Source organism: Streptomyces sp. NPDC059224 (assembly GCF_042754285.1).
In the GTDB taxonomy this organism is placed as follows: domain Bacteria; phylum Actinomycetota; class Actinomycetes; order Streptomycetales; family Streptomycetaceae; genus Streptomyces.
In genome coordinates this window covers 118911-133587 of sequence record NZ_JBHZAN010000007.1, presented here as the reverse complement: position 1 = coordinate 133587, position 14677 = coordinate 118911, and the positions used below count along the sequence as shown (strand labels likewise).

The 14677-nt window shown below is 72.7% G+C and carries 15 protein-coding genes; 6 read left to right on the top strand and 9 right to left on the bottom strand.

Annotated elements, in window-relative coordinates:
- Positions 1-48: 48 nt before the first annotated feature.
- Positions 49-1275, top strand: coding sequence for a cytochrome P450 (locus tag ACFXI4_RS09525; RefSeq protein ID WP_362728195.1), 1227 nt, complete (start codon positions 49-51; stop codon positions 1273-1275).
- Here ACFXI4_RS09525 and ACFXI4_RS09520 read toward each other — a convergent pair.
- Both ACFXI4_RS09520 and ACFXI4_RS09515 read right to left on the bottom strand, forming a co-directional pair.
- Positions 1272-2435, bottom strand: coding sequence for an NAD-dependent formate dehydrogenase (locus ACFXI4_RS09520; protein WP_384989120.1), 1164 nt, complete (start codon positions 2433-2435; stop codon positions 1272-1274). The two genes, ACFXI4_RS09525 and ACFXI4_RS09520, sit on opposite strands and share 4 nt — an antisense overlap.
- Positions 2436-2538: 103 nt before the next feature.
- A complete protein-coding gene (locus tag ACFXI4_RS09515) occupies positions 2539-3474 on the bottom strand; it encodes a LysR family transcriptional regulator (RefSeq protein WP_384989119.1) in 936 nt (311 codons plus the stop codon).
- 217 nt (positions 3475-3691) lie between these two features.
- On the opposite strand from ACFXI4_RS09515, the gene ACFXI4_RS09510 reads away from it, so the two are divergent.
- The gene (locus tag ACFXI4_RS09510) at positions 3692-4681 is read left to right on the top strand and encodes an aldo/keto reductase (protein WP_384989118.1); all 990 of its coding nucleotides are present in this window, start codon (positions 3692-3694) and stop codon (positions 4679-4681) included.
- A 62-nt stretch (positions 4682-4743) separates the two neighbouring features.
- On the top strand, positions 4744-5931 hold the full coding sequence (locus tag ACFXI4_RS09505) for a PP2C family protein-serine/threonine phosphatase (RefSeq protein ID WP_384989117.1): 1188 nt from the start codon (positions 4744-4746) through the stop codon (positions 5929-5931).
- 400 nt (positions 5932-6331) lie between these two features.
- Here the strand turns inward: ACFXI4_RS09505 and ACFXI4_RS09500 are convergent, their stop codons facing one another.
- The gene (locus ACFXI4_RS09500; RefSeq protein ID WP_384989242.1) at positions 6332-6697 is read right to left on the bottom strand and encodes a carboxylesterase family protein; all 366 of its coding nucleotides are present in this window, start codon (positions 6695-6697) and stop codon (positions 6332-6334) included.
- Between the two features lie 159 nt (positions 6698-6856).
- Here ACFXI4_RS09500 and ACFXI4_RS09495 point away from each other — a divergent pair, with 159 nt between their 5' ends.
- Positions 6857-7642 carry an NPP1 family protein gene (locus ACFXI4_RS09495; RefSeq protein WP_362732635.1) on the top strand — a complete coding sequence of 262 codons (786 nt, stop codon included), beginning with the start codon at positions 6857-6859 and terminating at the stop codon, positions 7640-7642.
- A 1-nt stretch (position 7643) separates the two neighbouring features.
- Here the strand turns inward: ACFXI4_RS09495 and ACFXI4_RS09490 are convergent, their stop codons facing one another.
- The 4 genes from ACFXI4_RS09490 to ACFXI4_RS09475 all read right to left on the bottom strand — a co-directional run bounded on the left by ACFXI4_RS09490 (position 7644) and on the right by ACFXI4_RS09475 (position 10213).
- A complete protein-coding gene (locus ACFXI4_RS09490; RefSeq protein ID WP_384989116.1) occupies positions 7644-8105 on the bottom strand; it encodes an SRPBCC domain-containing protein in 462 nt (153 codons plus the stop codon).
- Positions 8106-8178: 73 nt separating this feature from the next.
- Positions 8179-8994 (bottom strand): SAM-dependent methyltransferase, encoded by an 816-nt coding sequence (locus ACFXI4_RS09485; protein WP_384989115.1) that lies wholly within the window; start codon positions 8992-8994, stop codon positions 8179-8181.
- A 106-nt stretch (positions 8995-9100) separates the two neighbouring features.
- Entirely contained in the window at positions 9101-9337 is a 237-nt protein-coding gene (locus tag ACFXI4_RS09480) for a DUF397 domain-containing protein (RefSeq protein WP_384989114.1), read from the bottom strand.
- Entirely contained in the window at positions 9338-10213 is an 876-nt protein-coding gene (locus ACFXI4_RS09475; RefSeq protein ID WP_384989113.1) for a helix-turn-helix domain-containing protein, read from the bottom strand.
- Between the two features lie 328 nt (positions 10214-10541).
- On the opposite strand from ACFXI4_RS09475, the gene ACFXI4_RS09470 reads away from it, so the two are divergent.
- Both ACFXI4_RS09470 and ACFXI4_RS09465 read left to right on the top strand, forming a co-directional pair.
- Entirely contained in the window at positions 10542-11150 is a 609-nt protein-coding gene (locus ACFXI4_RS09470; protein WP_384989112.1) for an ATP-binding protein, read from the top strand.
- 285 nt (positions 11151-11435) lie between these two features.
- Complete coding sequence (locus tag ACFXI4_RS09465; protein ID WP_384989111.1) at positions 11436-12167, top strand: DUF6454 family protein; 732 nt, start codon at positions 11436-11438, stop codon at positions 12165-12167.
- Between the two features lie 21 nt (positions 12168-12188).
- On the opposite strand, the gene ACFXI4_RS09460 is transcribed toward ACFXI4_RS09465, so the two are convergent.
- A complete protein-coding gene (locus ACFXI4_RS09460; protein WP_384989110.1) occupies positions 12189-12440 on the bottom strand; it encodes a hypothetical protein in 252 nt (83 codons plus the stop codon).
- Between the two features lie 23 nt (positions 12441-12463).
- Entirely contained in the window at positions 12464-14611 is a 2148-nt protein-coding gene (locus tag ACFXI4_RS09455) for an acetoacetate decarboxylase family protein (protein WP_384989109.1), read from the bottom strand.
- Positions 14612-14677 lie beyond the last annotated feature (66 nt).

Genomic DNA, 14677 nt, shown 5'->3' with positions numbered 1-14677 from the left:
CACCGATGTGGCGCAGTACTCCGGCCCTGCCCTGGGAGGCACCTCACGATGACGACCGGTACCGAACAAGCCCGGATCGCCCTCGACCCCTTCGTCACCGACCTGGACGGCGAGAGCGCGCGGCTGCGTGCCGCCGGTCCGCTGGCCGCCGTGGAACTGCCCGGCGGGGTGCCCGTGTGGGCGGTCACCCGGCACGCCGAGGCGAAGGCGCTGCTCACCGACCCGCGGCTGGTCAAGGACATCAATGTGTGGGGGGCCTGGCAGCGCGGGGAGATACCGCAGGACTGGCCGCTGATCGGCCTCGCCAACCCCGGCCGTTCCATGCTGACCGTGGACGGCGCCGACCACCGCCGGATGCGCGCTCTGGTCGCCCAGGCGCTCACCCCGCGCCGGGTCGAGCGGATGCGGGAGCGGATCGAGAAGCTCACCCAGGACCTGCTGGACGCCCTCCCGGCGGACCAGGAGACCGTGGACCTCAAGGCGGCCTTCGCCTATCCGCTGCCGATGTACGTGGTCGCCGACCTGATGGGCATCGACGAGGGTGAACTGCCCCGCCTGAAGGTGCTGTTCGAGAAGTTCTTCTCCACCCAGACCCCGCCCGCCGAGGTGGTCGCCACCCTCACCGAGCTGGCGGGCATCATGGCCGCGACGGTCGCCGCCAAGCGGGCCGAGCCGGGCGACGACCTGACCAGCGCGCTGATCCTGGCCTCCGAGGGCGGCGACCACCTCACCGACGACGAGATCGTCTCCACCCTCCAGCTGATGGTGGCGGCCGGTCACGAGACGACGATCTCGCTGATCGTCAACGCCGTGGTCAACCTCTCCACCCACCCCGGCCAGCGGGCCAGGGTGCTCTCCGGCGAGGTGGACTGGTCGGCGGTGGTCGAGGAGACCCTGCGCTGGTCCACCCCGACCTCCCACGTGCTGATCCGCTTCGCCACCGAGGACGTGCCGGTCGGCGACAAGGTGCTGCCCGCGGGCGACGCGCTGATCGTGTCGTACGCCGCGATCGGCCGCGACGAGGACGCGCACGGGCCGAGCGCCGGGGAGTTCGACGTCACCCGGGAGTCGGGGAACCGGCACATCTCCTTCGGTCACGGCCCGCACGTCTGCCCCGGTGCGGCGCTGTCCCGGCTGGAGGCGGGCGTCGCGCTGCCCGCCCTGTACGACCGCTTCCCCGGCCTGGACCTCGCGGTACCGGCGTCCGAACTGCGCAACAAGCCGGTGGTCACCCAGAACGACCTCTTCGAACTCCCGGTCCGGCTCGGCTCCTAACCCTTCTTCACGGAGTACGACTTGGCTCCCGTGCCGGCCAGCGCGCCGCCGTCGACGATCAGGTACTCGTCGCGGATCGGCCGGCCGGCGAGCCAGGACTCCAGGATCTCCCGGGTACCGGCCGCGTAACGGGCCTGCGCGGAGAGGCTGGAGCCGGAGATGTGCGGAGTCATCCCGTGGTGCGGCATGGTGCGCCACGGGTGGTCGGCGGGCGCGGGCTGCGGGAACCAGACGTCGCCCGCGTACCCGGCCAGTTGCCCGCTGCGCAGCGCCCGGTCGACGGCGTCCCGGTCGGCGATCCTGGCCCGCGCGGTGTTGACGAGGTACGCGCCGCGCTTCATCGTGCCCAGCAGTTCGTCGCCGAACAGTCCCTCGGTCTCCGGGTGCAGGGGCGCGTTGACCGTGACGACGTCGCAGTGCGGGACCATGGCCGCCGTACTCTCGTGGAACGTCAGGTTCAGCTCGCGTTCGACGGACTCGGGCAGCCGGGCACGGTCGGTGTAGTGCAGCTTCACGTCGAAGGGCGCGAGGCGGCGCAGCACCGCGAGACCGATCCGGCCGGCCGCGACGGTCCCGACGTGCATGCCCTCCAGGTCGTAACTGCGGCTCACGCAGTCGGCGATGTTCCAGCCGCCGTCGAGCACCACCTGGTGGGAGGGCAGGTAGTTGCGGACGAGCCCGAGGATCATCATCACCACGTGCTCGGCGACGCTGATGCTGTTGGAGTACGTCACCTCGGTGACCGTCACTCCGTGGGCGATCGCGGCGTCGAGGTCGACGTGGTCGGACCCGATGCCGGCGGTGACGGCCAGCTTGAGGTTCCGCGCCGCGGCGATCCGCTCCGGGGTGAGGTAGGCCGGCCAGAACGGCTGCGAGATCACCACGTCCGCGTCGGCCAGCTCACGGTCGAAGACGGAGCCCGCGCCGTCCTTGTCGGAGGTGACGACGAGGGTGTGGCCGGCCTTCTCCAGGAAGGAGCGCAGGCCGAGTTCGCCGGAGACGCTGCCGAGGAGATGACCGGGGGTGAAGTCGACCGCCTCGGGGGTGGGGGTGGTCTGGCCGCCCGGGTAGTGGCCGATGACGGGGACGTCGTCGCGGGCGTAGCTCTTCGGGTATCCGTCGGTCGGGTCGTCGTACAGGACGCAGAGCACCTTGGCCATGATGGCGGCTCCTCAACTCCGTTGCGGATGACGTTCCTTACACGATTGCGGGCAGCAACTACGCAGGTCAAAGCGAACTTTGTTATGTGCTCATAGTCCGCGGCTATCGGTCGCGGCCGTCCAGGTGGGCGGTCAGCAGGCTGTCCAGGGCGTCCCGCAGCCGCGCCTGGCGGGCGACCTTCACCAGGGCCTCGGCGAGTACGGACCGGGGCTCGCTGCGGGCGACCACCAGGCCCACCCGGGGGCCGTGCGCCGGGCCCCGGAGCGGGACCACGCGCATGCCCGGCGGTACGCCGAACATGTGCAGCCAGGCGTGCGAGATCACGCTGGACCAGCGGCCGCCGGGAAGGTGGGCGTACAGGCCCGCCACACTGTCGGACTCGACCGCCGGGACCGGCGCGGCCCCTTCGGCGGCGAAGCAGTCGTCGATGATCCGCCGGTTGCGCATCCGCGTCCCGAGCAGGCACAGCGGGAGGGCGGCGGCCTGGGACCAGGTGGCGTCGGCCGTGTCCCCGAGGGGGCCGTCGACCGGGGTGAGCAGGACGTAGCGCTCCTCGTAGAGCGGGAAGCGGCGGACCTGGCGCAGTTCGTCGACGTCCAGGTAGGTCATGGCCGCGTCCAGCTCGAACTCCGCCAGACCCCGCCGGATGTCGAGGGACGACAGGGACTCCATGGCCACCCGGGCGTGCGGATGCCGGTCGCAGAACGGGCCGGTGAGCAGCGCGGCCACGGGGACCGCGGTGGGGACGATCCCCAGGCGCAGGGTGCCCGTGAGACCCTCCCGCAGCGCCGACAGCTCCTGGCGCAGCGCGTCCCGCTCGGCGAGGATGCGGTGCGCCCACGCCAGCACCGTCTCGCCCTCGGGGGTCAGGCCCTCGTAGCGGCGGCCCCGGCGCACGATGGGCACGCCGAGCTCGTGCTCCAGCCTGCGTATCGCGGCGGACAGCGAGGGCTGGGAGACGTGGCAGGCGGCGGCAGCGCGGGCGAAGTGCCGCTCCCGGGCGAGGGCGACGAGGTATTCGAGCCGGCGCAGCAGCATGTGGGCTCCCCGGGAAGCTGGGCGGCGATCACGGTCGTGGGGTCCACATGTACCGGATCGGCGGTACCGGCCGTTTGACTTCGAGTGCTCTTGAAGTCGTAGCGTCGGCGGCGCCGGGCATCGCCCCGGGATGCCGGCGGACACAAACCGCCGCTCCATGGAGTGGGGTGTGCGTCCGGAACCAAGGAACGAACGAGCAGGGAAAGGCTGGAGTCACATGCGACAGCGCCATCTGGGAGATCTGCAGGTTTCCGCCATCGGCCTCGGCTGCATGGGCATGTCCGCCTTCTACGGCACGGCCGACCAGGACGAGGGCGCACAGACCATCCGCCGTGCGCGGGAACTGGGCATCACCTTCCTCGACACCGCGCAGCTCTACGGGCCGCTCACCAACGAGACACTGATCGGCGAGGCGATCCGCGGGCACCGGGACGAGTACGTCATCGCCACGAAGTTCAACTACCGGATGGACGACGCCGTCCCCGGCGACATGGGCAGCATCGGCCCGCAGGACGGCTCGGCCGAGCACGTGCGCAGCTCCGTCCACGGTTCGCTGCGGCGTCTCGGCACCGACCACATCGACCTCTACTACCAGCACCGCGTCGACCCGAACGTGCCGATCGAGGAGACCGTAGGCGCCATGGCCGAGCTGGTCGCCGAGGGCAAGGTGCGGCACATCGGACTGAGCGAGGCGGGCGCCGAGACGATCCGGCGTGCCCACGCGGTGCACCCGATCGCGGCGGTGCAGACCGAGTACTCGCTGTGGACCCGCGACCCGGAGGACGAGGTGCTCCCCGCCTGCCGGGAGCTGGGCATCGGGTTCGTCCCGTACTCGCCGCTGGGCCGTGGTTTCCTGGCCGGCCGGTTCTCCTCCCCCGACGACCTCGACGCGAACGACTGGCGCCGCACCGGCCCCCGCTTCACCGGCGACAACCTGGCGGCGAACCTGCGGCTCGCCGAGAAGGTGAAGGAGATCGCCGCGGAGAAGGACGTCACCCCGGCCCAGCTGGCGCTGGCCTGGGTGCTGGCCCAGGGCGAGCACATCGTCCCGATCCCGGGCACCAAGCGCCGTACCTATCTGGAGCAGAACGCCGGCGCCGTGGACGTCGACCTGTCCAAGGAGGACCTGGCCCGCATCGACGCCGAGGTGCCGAGGGCCGCGGGCGAACGCTACGACGAGTCCGGGATGCGGAGCGTGAACCTCTAGGGCCACGCCACCCGTCCGGCTCGCGGTGGCCGGGCACGGGCCGGTGACGCACGCTGGGAGGCATGGGGAGCCGGTGGAGCGCCGCGGGGCGGCGACAGACATGGCAGTCCGCGCACGCGCTGCTGCTGCTCCCGGTGCTGCTCATCGTGGCGATCGCCGTGGCGACCATCGAATCGCCGCCCGACGTCCACCTGGGGCCGACCCTCGTGATCGCTCCCGCGCTCACCCCGTCATTCGCAGGGGCCCGCGCCACGGCGCTGGTGGCGGCGCTGGCGGTGGCCGCCCAGGTGGTGATCGGCGTGTTCCACGGCGGTCTGATGAGCGCGAACCACATCGTGCAGATCGTCACCCTGACGCTGCTCTCCGTGGTGGTGACGGTCTACGCCGCGATGCGTGACCGGCGCCGGGCCCAGCTGGCCCAGGTCCGCTCGGTCGCGGAGGCCGCGCAGCACGTGCTGATGTGGCCGCTGCCCGAGCACATCGGCCCGCTGCGGATCGCCTCGCTCTACCTGGCCGCCGAGGACGAGGCGCAGATCGGCGGCGACCTGTACGCGGCCACCCACGCGGGCGGGCAGGTCCGGGTGCTGATCGGCGATGTCCGCGGCAAGGGGCTGGCCGCGATCGGCGAGGCGGCGCTGCTGCTCAGCGCCTTCCGGGAGTCCGCCCACCGGGACATCACCCTGCCGGAGCTGGCCGCCGTGCTGGAACAGAGCGTGACCCGGTACGCGGCGGACATGGAGTCGCCGGAGGAGGCGGGCGAGCGGTTCGCGACCGCTCTGCTGATCGAGATCCCGGACCTGGACCCGATCACCCGGATGACCAGCTGCGGCCATCCGCCGCCCCTGCTGCTGAGCCCCGGGCACGCGGTCACCGTCCCGAGCCTGCATCCGTCGCCGCCGCTCGGCGTGCAGGGGACGCGGGCCACGGAGCACATCGTGGACGTGTTCTCCTTCGAGCCGGGCGACACCCTGCTGCTGTACACCGACGGGGTCGTCGAGGCGCGGGACGTCCGGCACCGCTTCTATCCGCTCGCGGACCGGGTGGCGCAGTGGACCGACTCCTCCCCGGAGGCGCTGATCCACCACGTCCGGCGGGACCTGATGACCCACGCCGGCGGCCATCTCGGCGACGACGCGGCCCTGATCGCCCTGCACCGCACCCCGAGCGTGCACCGGCATCAGCACGGGATCCTCGGCCGTGGCGGCGCCCGGGCCGCGGCCGGGGACGTCTCGGAACTCCCTGGTCTGTGACTCCAGGTAGGCCCGCAGGAGGGTGAGCTTCGCGCCGCTGTCCACCACCGCGACCGTGCCGAAGTCCGCGCCGGGCTCCGTCGTCCGCGGATGTGTCGGCGGCGAGGGCGGGCCAGTCGGCCAGGGAGTCGCCGTCCGGGTCGCCGGTGACGGCGAAGCGGGCGACGCGGGAGGCCGTGTGCCGGCGACGTCGTAGTCCTGGGAGGTCCAGGGGCGGTCGGTGCCGCAGCGGCAGCCGAGCAGGCAGTCGGCGCCGGAGCCCTGGAAGCCGCCGGTGGCGGTTGCCCGAGCCACCGTAACCGGACTCGGCGCTCAGCTCGGGGTGGCCTCGCGCCGTGCAGCCGGCCGAGGACGGGGCGACGGCTGTCCGAACCGGGCCCCGCCGTCCAGATGTCGAGGTTCAGGCAGTCCTCGCCGAACTCGGGCAGCCGGTCGTCCGGGATACCCGTGACCGGCTGCGGCAGGCCGGGCCCCCGGAGGCGGCGGCGCGTACCCCCGCCCAGGACGAGGCCGGCCGCGGCGGGTGCCGGCGGGCCGCTCCGGCGGTGGAGTCGGCGTACGGGAGGCCCTTGAAGACGCTGCCCCCGCAGGCCGCCCGGGACTCCGGTGGCCCGGCCGGACTCGGTGGCCACCGGGTCGACGCCGGCCGCGTACCGGCCCGCCTCGGCCGGCGTGGACAGCGTGTCCGCGTCCTTCGCGGGGCCCCCTTTCGGGTCGTGGGGGGACGCCGACGAGAAGCCCGGCGCCGGCCCGGGGCGCACGGCAGGCGCGAACGGACAACTCACAGCAGGTCAAAACCATTGGGCAGCAAGGGAGTTGTATCCTCTGTTCAATTGTCTTTGGGTCAAAGTTAAGTCGTGAGGGTGGTCTTGACCATTGCCCGAATGCCAGACTCCGCATCGCCTTTCAGAGACAGGGAGTCGACATGTCCGACCTGCAATCCCCCACCCGCAGACGGCCGCTCCGCAAAGCCCTCGCCGCCGCGATCGGAGCCCTCGCGCTGGTCGTCGCCGTGCCCGCCACCGCACACGCCAGCGTCCTGACCCTGCTGCCGCAGAACGCCGACGGACTGGAGCAGAGCTTCTCCCCGGCCTACGACTACGACGGCGACGGCTGCTACACCACCGCCGCGATCGGCGCCGACGGCACCCTCAACCCCGGCCTGGGGCTGGGCGGTGACGTCAACGGCCACTGCCACGACTACGCGCAGCTGGCCAACGCCAACACCTACTCGCGCGAGAAGTGCAACAACGGCTGGTGCGCGGTGATGTACGCCAGCTACTTCGAGAAGGACCAGGCGACGTACGGGCCGCTGGCCATCGGCCACCGGCACGACTGGGAACACGTCATCGTGTGGATCCAGAACAACCAGGTGCAGTACGTCTCGGTGTCCCAGCACAGCAGTTACCAGGTGGCGGCCGCCTCGGCGATCCGGTTCGACGGCACCCACCCGAAGATCGTGTACCACAAGGACGGCCTGTCCACGCACGACTTCCGCTTCGCCAACTCCAACGACGACCCGCCCGAGAACGTGACCGGCGGCTGGTTCTTCCCGCGCCTGGTGGGCTGGGACGGCTATCCGGCGGGTTACCGCGACAAGTTGATGAACGCCGATTTCGGCGATGCCACCATCAAGATCAAGGACGGCTCCTTCGAGTCCAACCTCGCGTACTCGATGCCCTCGGGGATCAGCTTCGACCCGAACGCCTGAGTCACCCGCGGCCCTCGACGAGCCGGGCCAGGTTGTCGAGGGCCATCCGGGTGCCCAGTTCGTCGTCCTCGGGGCGGACGCCCCCGGGGATGCCCTCGTGCAGGACCTCGACGTCCGTGCCGCCGCCGGCCGCGGTCAGGGCCGTCGTCATCGTCATGGTGCCGCGTACGGTGTCGTCGTCGGTCTCGAAGTCGATGACCTCGACGACGAGGCGGTCCGGGACCAGCCGGGCGAAGTGCCCCCGGTAGGTGTCGGTGTGCCCGCCGGACTTCCCGGCGCGGCCCGGGTCGTCGTAGTCGAGGGAGACCCGGAATTCGCCGCCCTCCCGGGCGTCGAAGGCGTGGACCCGGGCGGTCATGCCGTCCGGTGCCCGCCAGGCGGCGACCGCCTCCGGGTCGAGCAGCGCCCGGTAGACGGCGGCCGGTGTCGCCTGCACCCGCCGGGTGACGCGCGTGCTGTTCATGGCCCCACGGTACCCGCGCGCGGACCGTGCCGGGGCCCGGAAGGTGAGCCGGGCCCCGGCACGGAGCCCTGGGTCACGGCTTGCGGGCGACCGCTCCGTACATCGCGATGTCCTCGTCGCGGATGCCTTCATCGCCGGTGCCGTCCGGGTGCCACTTGTGCACCTGGACGATGCCCGGCTCGACCAGCTCCAGGCCCTCGAAGAACGCCTCGGCCTCGTCGACGGTGCGCAGCCGCATCGGCATGTTGCGGGCCGCGTACTCGCGGGCGACCCGGCCCACCTCCTCCGGCGCGAACTCGGCGGTGCCGATGGACATCGCCAGATAGCTGCCGGAGGGCAGCCGCTCCAGCAGCCGTCGTACGACACCCACCGCGTCGTCCGCGTCCAGCATGAAGTGCACGATGGCGATCACCGTGAGCGCCACCGGCTGGTCGAGGTCGAGGGTCTCTTGCAGTTCGGGGGCGTCGAAGAGGTCCGTCAGGTCCCGGAAGTCCGCCTCGATGTACGCGGTCCTGCCCTCGGGCGTGCTGGAGAGCAGGCCCTGGGACAGGGTGAGGACGATGGGGTCGTTGTCCACGTAGACGACCCGGGAGTCGGGGGAGACCGCCTGGGCTATCTCGTGCAGGTTCGGGGAGGTGGGTATGCCGGTGCCCACGTCCAGGAACTGGCGCATCCCCGCCTCCTCGGCGAGCCAGCGCACAGCGCGGTTCATCCAGTCGCGGTTGGCCCGCATGTGGACCGGGAGCGCGGGCCACTCCCGGGACATGGCGTCGCCCGCCTCCTGATCGGCGGGGTAGTAGTCCTTGCCGCCCAGGATGTAGTCGTAGATGCGGGCGGAGTGCGCGTTCTCGGTGTCGATGCGGTCGGCCGGCCATCCGTTGTCGGGCAACGCCGTGTCTCCCATTCGGGTGAGGTGAGGGGGTGGGGGGTGGTGGTGTCAGGGGTGGGGGTTCGCTCAACGATCAGCTATAGCAAGGAAGTTCCGGTAACACGTCTCACATCAGGAAGTCGGCGTCACCCGCCTTCACACCGGAGAGGAACGTGATCATCTCGCGGGGCGTGAAGACCAGCGCCGGGCCGTCCGGGTCGGTCGACTGGCGTACCGCCACCCGCCCGTCGGCGAGCTTCTTGACTTCCACGCAGGCGCCGCCGGCGTCGTCGCTCCACGGCTTGGACCAGCCGCGCGCGCCGAGCTGCCGGGACGGGATGCCGTTGTGTATGGGGTGGTGCACTCAGAGCTCCTCGCGAATCGCACCGAGGATGACCTCGGTCTTCCTGGCGGGCGCCGCCTGGGCGCCCAACCGGTCCAGGGCCTCGCGGTAAACCACGACGTCCTCGCTCTTGTCCAGGTAGACGGCGCCCACCAGGCCGTTGAGATAGACGATGTCGGGCAGTTCGGGAGCCCGGAACCGGAAGAGGTGGTACGCACCCGCGCGCATGGCCGGGTGCGGGCCGTTGGCGAACGGCATGATCTGCAGGGTGACGTTGGGCAGCCGGTTGATCTCGATCAGATGGTCGATCTGGGCCCGCATCACCCCGGCGCCGCCGACCGGCCAGCGCAGCACCGTCTCGTCCATCACGACCCACAGCCTGGGCGGCGACTCACGGGTGAGCAGTTCCTGACGGCGCATGCGCAGCGCCACCCGGCGCTCGGTGGCCTCGGCCGGGGCGTGCGGGTTGCCGGCGCCGAGCAGGGCGGCGGCGTACTCGCGGGTCTGCAGCAGGCCGTGCACGAACTCGTTCTCGTAGGCGCGGATCTGCGACGCCGCCTGTTCCAGGCTCAGATACGCGGCGAACCAGTCCGGCATCACGTCGCGGTAGGTGTGCCACCAGCCCCGCTTGTTGGCCTCGCGCACCGACTGGAGGAAGGTGTCGACCTCCTGTTGGTCCGTCACGCCGTAGGTCTGCAGCAGCTTCTCGGCGTCGGCCAGCCGGAGCCGGGCCACCTTGGCGGCCTCCATCCGGCGGATCGTGGAGTGACTGACGCCGATCGCGGCGCCGGCCTGCTCGAAGCTCAGGCCCGCCCGGGTCCGCATCTCCTCCAGCTGCCGGCCGAGGATCATGCGCAGGACGGAAGGGGCACCGCCCCAGTCGGTCTCCGAGGTCACGCCCTACCCCCTCGCACCAGGTTTCAGGGTCACCGTCTCACACGCTCGTGATCGGCTCGCGGACTCATTCGATCACTTCCTGTCGGGAGCAGCATGCACTTCGCTTCTTGCAATTTTCAACTTGCCGGTTGCGAGACGATGTTGGCAGATGCCAGAGTGGAGTCACTGCTCCGGCCGACCAAGGAGCAGGCGAAGCAGTCCAGTTGGGGGAGACTGAACTGCGACCCGATGTCGTCCAGGCACCGGTCGTCGTCTGCCCCCGAGCGGCCCGGGCGGACGCGACCGCTCAGCCCCCCACGCTGCGAAGCCGGACGAAAGGCGCACGGCGATGGCCCCGCCCTCTCTCCCCCAGCCGCTCGACCGACTGCCCGACGGCCGGATACCCGGCCCGCCCCGACCGGCCCTCGCGGCCGCTGCCGAGGGTCCGCACCGCCCGTCGGAGGCCACGGGCATCCCCCGACCACCCGGAGGCGAACGCCTCGGTCGACTCCCTGGGCCGCAAGGCCCCGACCGGTTCGCCTCCGGGGACCGGCCCGCCCCGCACAGCCTGGCGTTCGACCTGGCGCCCACGCCCCGCGCGGTGGGCAACGCCCGCCGCAGCGTGGGCGAGCTGCTGACCTCGTGGGGCGTGTGCGAGGAGGCCCGCGACAACGCGGTCCTGGTCACCTCCGAACTGGTCACCAACTCCATCGTCCACTCGGCCGGCCGGCGGATCATCTGCCGGGTGCACGCCGCCGTCGACCGGATCCGTGTCGAGGTCGAGGACCAGAGCGGGAGCTTCACGCTCCCGGCGCCGCGGCAGGCCAGACCGGACGAGCAGAACGGGCGCGGGCTCTTCCTGGTCGACGCGCTCAGCCTCGACTGGGGCGTCACGGTCGCACCGGAGGGATCCTCCGCACGGGTCGTCTGGGCCGAGCTGTCCACGGCACCGGGCTGACCGCCCATCCCCCACATCCCAGGAAGCACGTCGTCCCATGAACCATCCCCCCGCACCCGTCCTCGCCGCCGACCCGTCCTGGACCCGCACCCGTCCGAAGCCCGGCCCCGACCAACCCCACACCACCCGGGCGGACTGACCCGCTCCCCGTCCCGCCCCGCGGCCCGGGCCTCCCGCGAGGCCTGGGCCCGCGTGCGTCCGCAGCCGGCGCCCGGCACGGGATGCGGCCTCCGTGGTCGCGCCGCATGATCGGGGGAAGGGGCCCCGGCGGAAGGCGGCACCTCGATGAAACCCACGGTCGACGAGGCCATCGCCCGCGTGACCAGGGCCGCCGAGTGGGCCCTCGTGGACACCGTCCCGCTGGACTTCGTCTGCCACCGCCCGCAGGGCATGGACCGGGCCGACGGCAGCTTCTTCGTGAGCAGCTCGGAGGTCCTGCGGCCGGCCGGGGCCGCCGCGGGCCCGGACGGGCCGTCGTACACCCCGGGCACCGGCCGTGGGCACCTCTTCGAGATGAGCGGGCGCGGACGGCTGCTGCGGCACTGGGAGCTCGGCGAGGAGACCGTCTACCACGCCGGCGGCCTCACCCACGACGGGCAGTTCGTGTGGGTCTCGGTGGCCGAGGACCGGCCCGACTCGCGGTCCATCGTGTACCGCCTGGACCCGGCGACCGGCGAGGTGGAGGAGATGTTCCGCTACCCCGACCACCTCCGAGGCATCGCCCGTGATCCCGAGACCGGTCTGCTGCACGCGGCGACCTGGGGCGGCCGGCGGATCCTGGTGCTGTCCACGGACGGCGAGGCCGTCGACGGGGCCCCCGTGCCGGGCCGCCGCGTCGACGTCCACGACTGCGCGGCGGTCACCGCCCTCTCCCCCGCCGGGCGGGCGGTCACCGTGCGAGCCGTGGACTTCGAGACCGCCGGCACCGATCTGCTCCGGATGTACGCGCTGCCCGACGACTCCTCGGCACCGGGGCAGGCGTGCCTGCTGGTCCTGGAGGCGGCGCTGCGCGGCTGACATCCGGGAGACGGCCGCCGGTCAGTGCGTCGCGTGCGCCAGCAACGCCGTCGCCGCGGAGCGCAGTTGTGCCGCCGCGGCCGCGCAGGCCGTCGCCTGCCGCTCCAGGGCGGTCCCGCTCCACTCGGGAGCCCCGGTGCGCCCGGCCAGGGTGTCCGCGGCGCCGCGCAGCCGCCGCGCGTAGTCGTCCATCCGGTCCGCGTCGACTCTCAGATCGTCGACGTAGGCGAGGAGTTCGGGGGCGGCGGTGGCGGAACGGGGTTCGGTCGTCATGGCGGGTGCACCTGTTCTCGGGCTCAGCGCGGCAGCGGCGCGCCGGCGCTTCTGTGGGCCATGAACCGTGGGCTGGTCAGGACGAACCCGGGCCGGAGGGTGTCCAGTTCGAGGATCTGGAGGTGGCGGGCCAGCGGTCCGTGCCCGCCGTCGAGCCGCAGCCGTACCCGGGGACGGGTGTGGACGCGCGGTCGGCCGTCGGCACGGACCAGGGTGCGTACGGTGCAGTCGCCCCGGCGGCCGTAGAGCACCCAGTCCGCCTCCGGGCAGCGCACTCCGGGGCCGGGGCCGCCCTCGACGCCCAGGCCCAGTTCCGGTGCCTCGACCCGCAGTTCACCACCCTGCAGGAGGACCTCGGCGGAACCGTGCACGGCCGGCTGGGCCCAGAGCTCCTCGGCCACCGCCCGCGCCTCCTCGGTGCCGACGGCGAGCGCGACGACGTACCGCCCGGTGCGCCGCAGGTCGACGCGGCGCAGCAGGTCCCTGGCCAGGTCGTACGGGCGCGGCCGCCACAGGTCGTCGACCAGGACGGACAGGCCGAGTTCGGTGTAGGGGCCGATGGTGGTGCAGCGGTGCTCGTAGAGGGAGAGCACGGCCAGGGCCCGGCGCCCGAAGCGGGCGGGGACCAGCCAGGTGACGTCCGGCAGCAGGCTGCGGGCGACGTCGGCGTCGACCGGGTAGCACAGGTGCGCGGCGGACGAGTCGTAGTAGCGGACCGGCACGTCGACCGGGCCCGCCGAGGTGGGGACGCTGGTGGTGGGGACGGTCAGCAGGGGGTGGCCCTCGGGCGGGTGGGCGCGGTTTTCGAGCCGGTAGACACGGGTGCGTTCCACCGGGCCCCGGTAGGACGTGAGGGCCTCGTCGACGTCCCGGGTGACCTGCGGGATCACGGTCTCCAGATGGTCGATGTAGAAGCGGAGCAGGTGGCAGCGCGGGAACTCGGGGTCCGGACCGGTGTAGACGGCCCGGTAGCGGTTGGGGTGCGGGCCGGGGGCGGCGCCCCTGCCGCCGTCGTCGAGCGCCGGGACGATGTCGTGCCGGTTGGTGATGCAGGCGAGCCAGGTGCGGGGGTCGGCGGGTTCCCGGCGGCCGACCGGCGCGCCGACGGCCACCACGTGCGTGACCCGGTAGGCGCGGCAGAACTCCTCGTCCCGGGCGAGGTTCAGCAGTGCGATGGCGCCCTCGCCGTGTCCGACGAGCGCGAGGTCGGCGCCGCGCGGGACGCCGTGGTCCCGGATCGCCAGCAGGACCGAGCGGGTGTAGGGCGAGTCGGCCGCGAACAGGTTGCGCCAGGCGTCGGCGAAGTCCTGCGGGGAGTCGTCGCGGGGACGGCCGGGGGTCGTGCCGGGTGCCTGGACCACGTACCGGAGCACGGCGTCGGGGCCGCGCACCTCCTGGACCAGCACCCGGCTCTCGGCGTCGAGGACGTCCAGGTTGCGCAGGAAGGCGAGCAGGGAGCCCCTGGTGGCGAGGGACCGCGCCTCCCGGGCGGACGGTTCGACGGCCTGCACGGCGCCCTCGCCGCGGTCCGGGGCGGCCGGGTGGGCGGCGCTGATGCCCCGCACCGGGTCGGCGGCCAGCTCACGGCCGGCGGTGAGTGCCCAGGCAGTCTCGTCACTGACCGGATCCTCGCCCAGCAGCCCGCGGACGGCGAGGAGTTCGGCGAGGATCGGGGCCAGTGCGGACAGCGCCCGCCGGGCCTGTCGGTCCTTGAAGAGGGCCCGCAGCGCGTGGACGGCCTCCAGGTCCCGGCCGGCGCCGAGCACGGCGGTCAGCCGGCGCATGCCCGGGTCCCGCCCGAACTCGGGATGGTCGAGCAGGACGGCGGCGATCCTCAGCCGCAGCGAGGTGACCGCCACCAGCGCGGCCAGGCTCTCCCGGCCCAGCGCCTCCCCCGCCGCGCCGAGGAGACGGCCCACGCCGTCCGGGGCCACGATCGCCGCTCCGCCGAGCCCCCGCCGGTCGGTGAGCGCCCGCAGCAGCGCCCAGCGGGCGGCGTATCCGGTGCGCGGGCGGCGCCGCGCGGAACCCGTCAGCGCCGGGGCGAACAGGACCGAGCTGGTCCGTGCGCAGACCTCGCGGATGCCTTCGGCGACGTCCACGACGTCCCGGGCGCACTCCCGCAGCAGTTCCTCCGTGGGCGGCCCGGCGGCATGCCGGTGCGCTGCCATCCGGCGCTCCCTCGGATCGACGACATGGCCTGGTCCCATCGTGTGCCCTGGGCCCGGTGCGCGCAC

Coding starts and splice junctions, on each gene's coding strand:
- ACFXI4_RS09525 (WP_362728195.1), top strand. CDS start 49: ATGACGACCGGTACCGAACAAGCCCGGATCGCCCTCGACCCCTTCGTC.
- ACFXI4_RS09520 (WP_384989120.1), bottom strand. CDS start 2,435: ATGGCCAAGGTGCTCTGCGTCCTGTACGACGACCCGACCGACGGATAC.
- ACFXI4_RS09515 (WP_384989119.1), bottom strand. CDS start 3,474: ATGCTGCTGCGCCGGCTCGAATACCTCGTCGCCCTCGCCCGGGAGCGG.
- ACFXI4_RS09510 (WP_384989118.1), top strand. CDS start 3,692: ATGCGACAGCGCCATCTGGGAGATCTGCAGGTTTCCGCCATCGGCCTC.
- ACFXI4_RS09505 (WP_384989117.1), top strand. CDS start 4,744: ATGGGGAGCCGGTGGAGCGCCGCGGGGCGGCGACAGACATGGCAGTCC.
- ACFXI4_RS09495 (WP_362732635.1), top strand. CDS start 6,857: ATGTCCGACCTGCAATCCCCCACCCGCAGACGGCCGCTCCGCAAAGCC.
- ACFXI4_RS09490 (WP_384989116.1), bottom strand. CDS start 8,105: ATGAACAGCACGCGCGTCACCCGGCGGGTGCAGGCGACACCGGCCGCC.
- ACFXI4_RS09470 (WP_384989112.1), top strand. CDS start 10,542: ATGGCCCCGCCCTCTCTCCCCCAGCCGCTCGACCGACTGCCCGACGGC.
- ACFXI4_RS09465 (WP_384989111.1), top strand. CDS start 11,436: ATGAAACCCACGGTCGACGAGGCCATCGCCCGCGTGACCAGGGCCGCC.
- ACFXI4_RS09460 (WP_384989110.1), bottom strand. CDS start 12,440: ATGACGACCGAACCCCGTTCCGCCACCGCCGCCCCCGAACTCCTCGCC.
- ACFXI4_RS09455 (WP_384989109.1), bottom strand. CDS start 14,611: ATGGCAGCGCACCGGCATGCCGCCGGGCCGCCCACGGAGGAACTGCTG.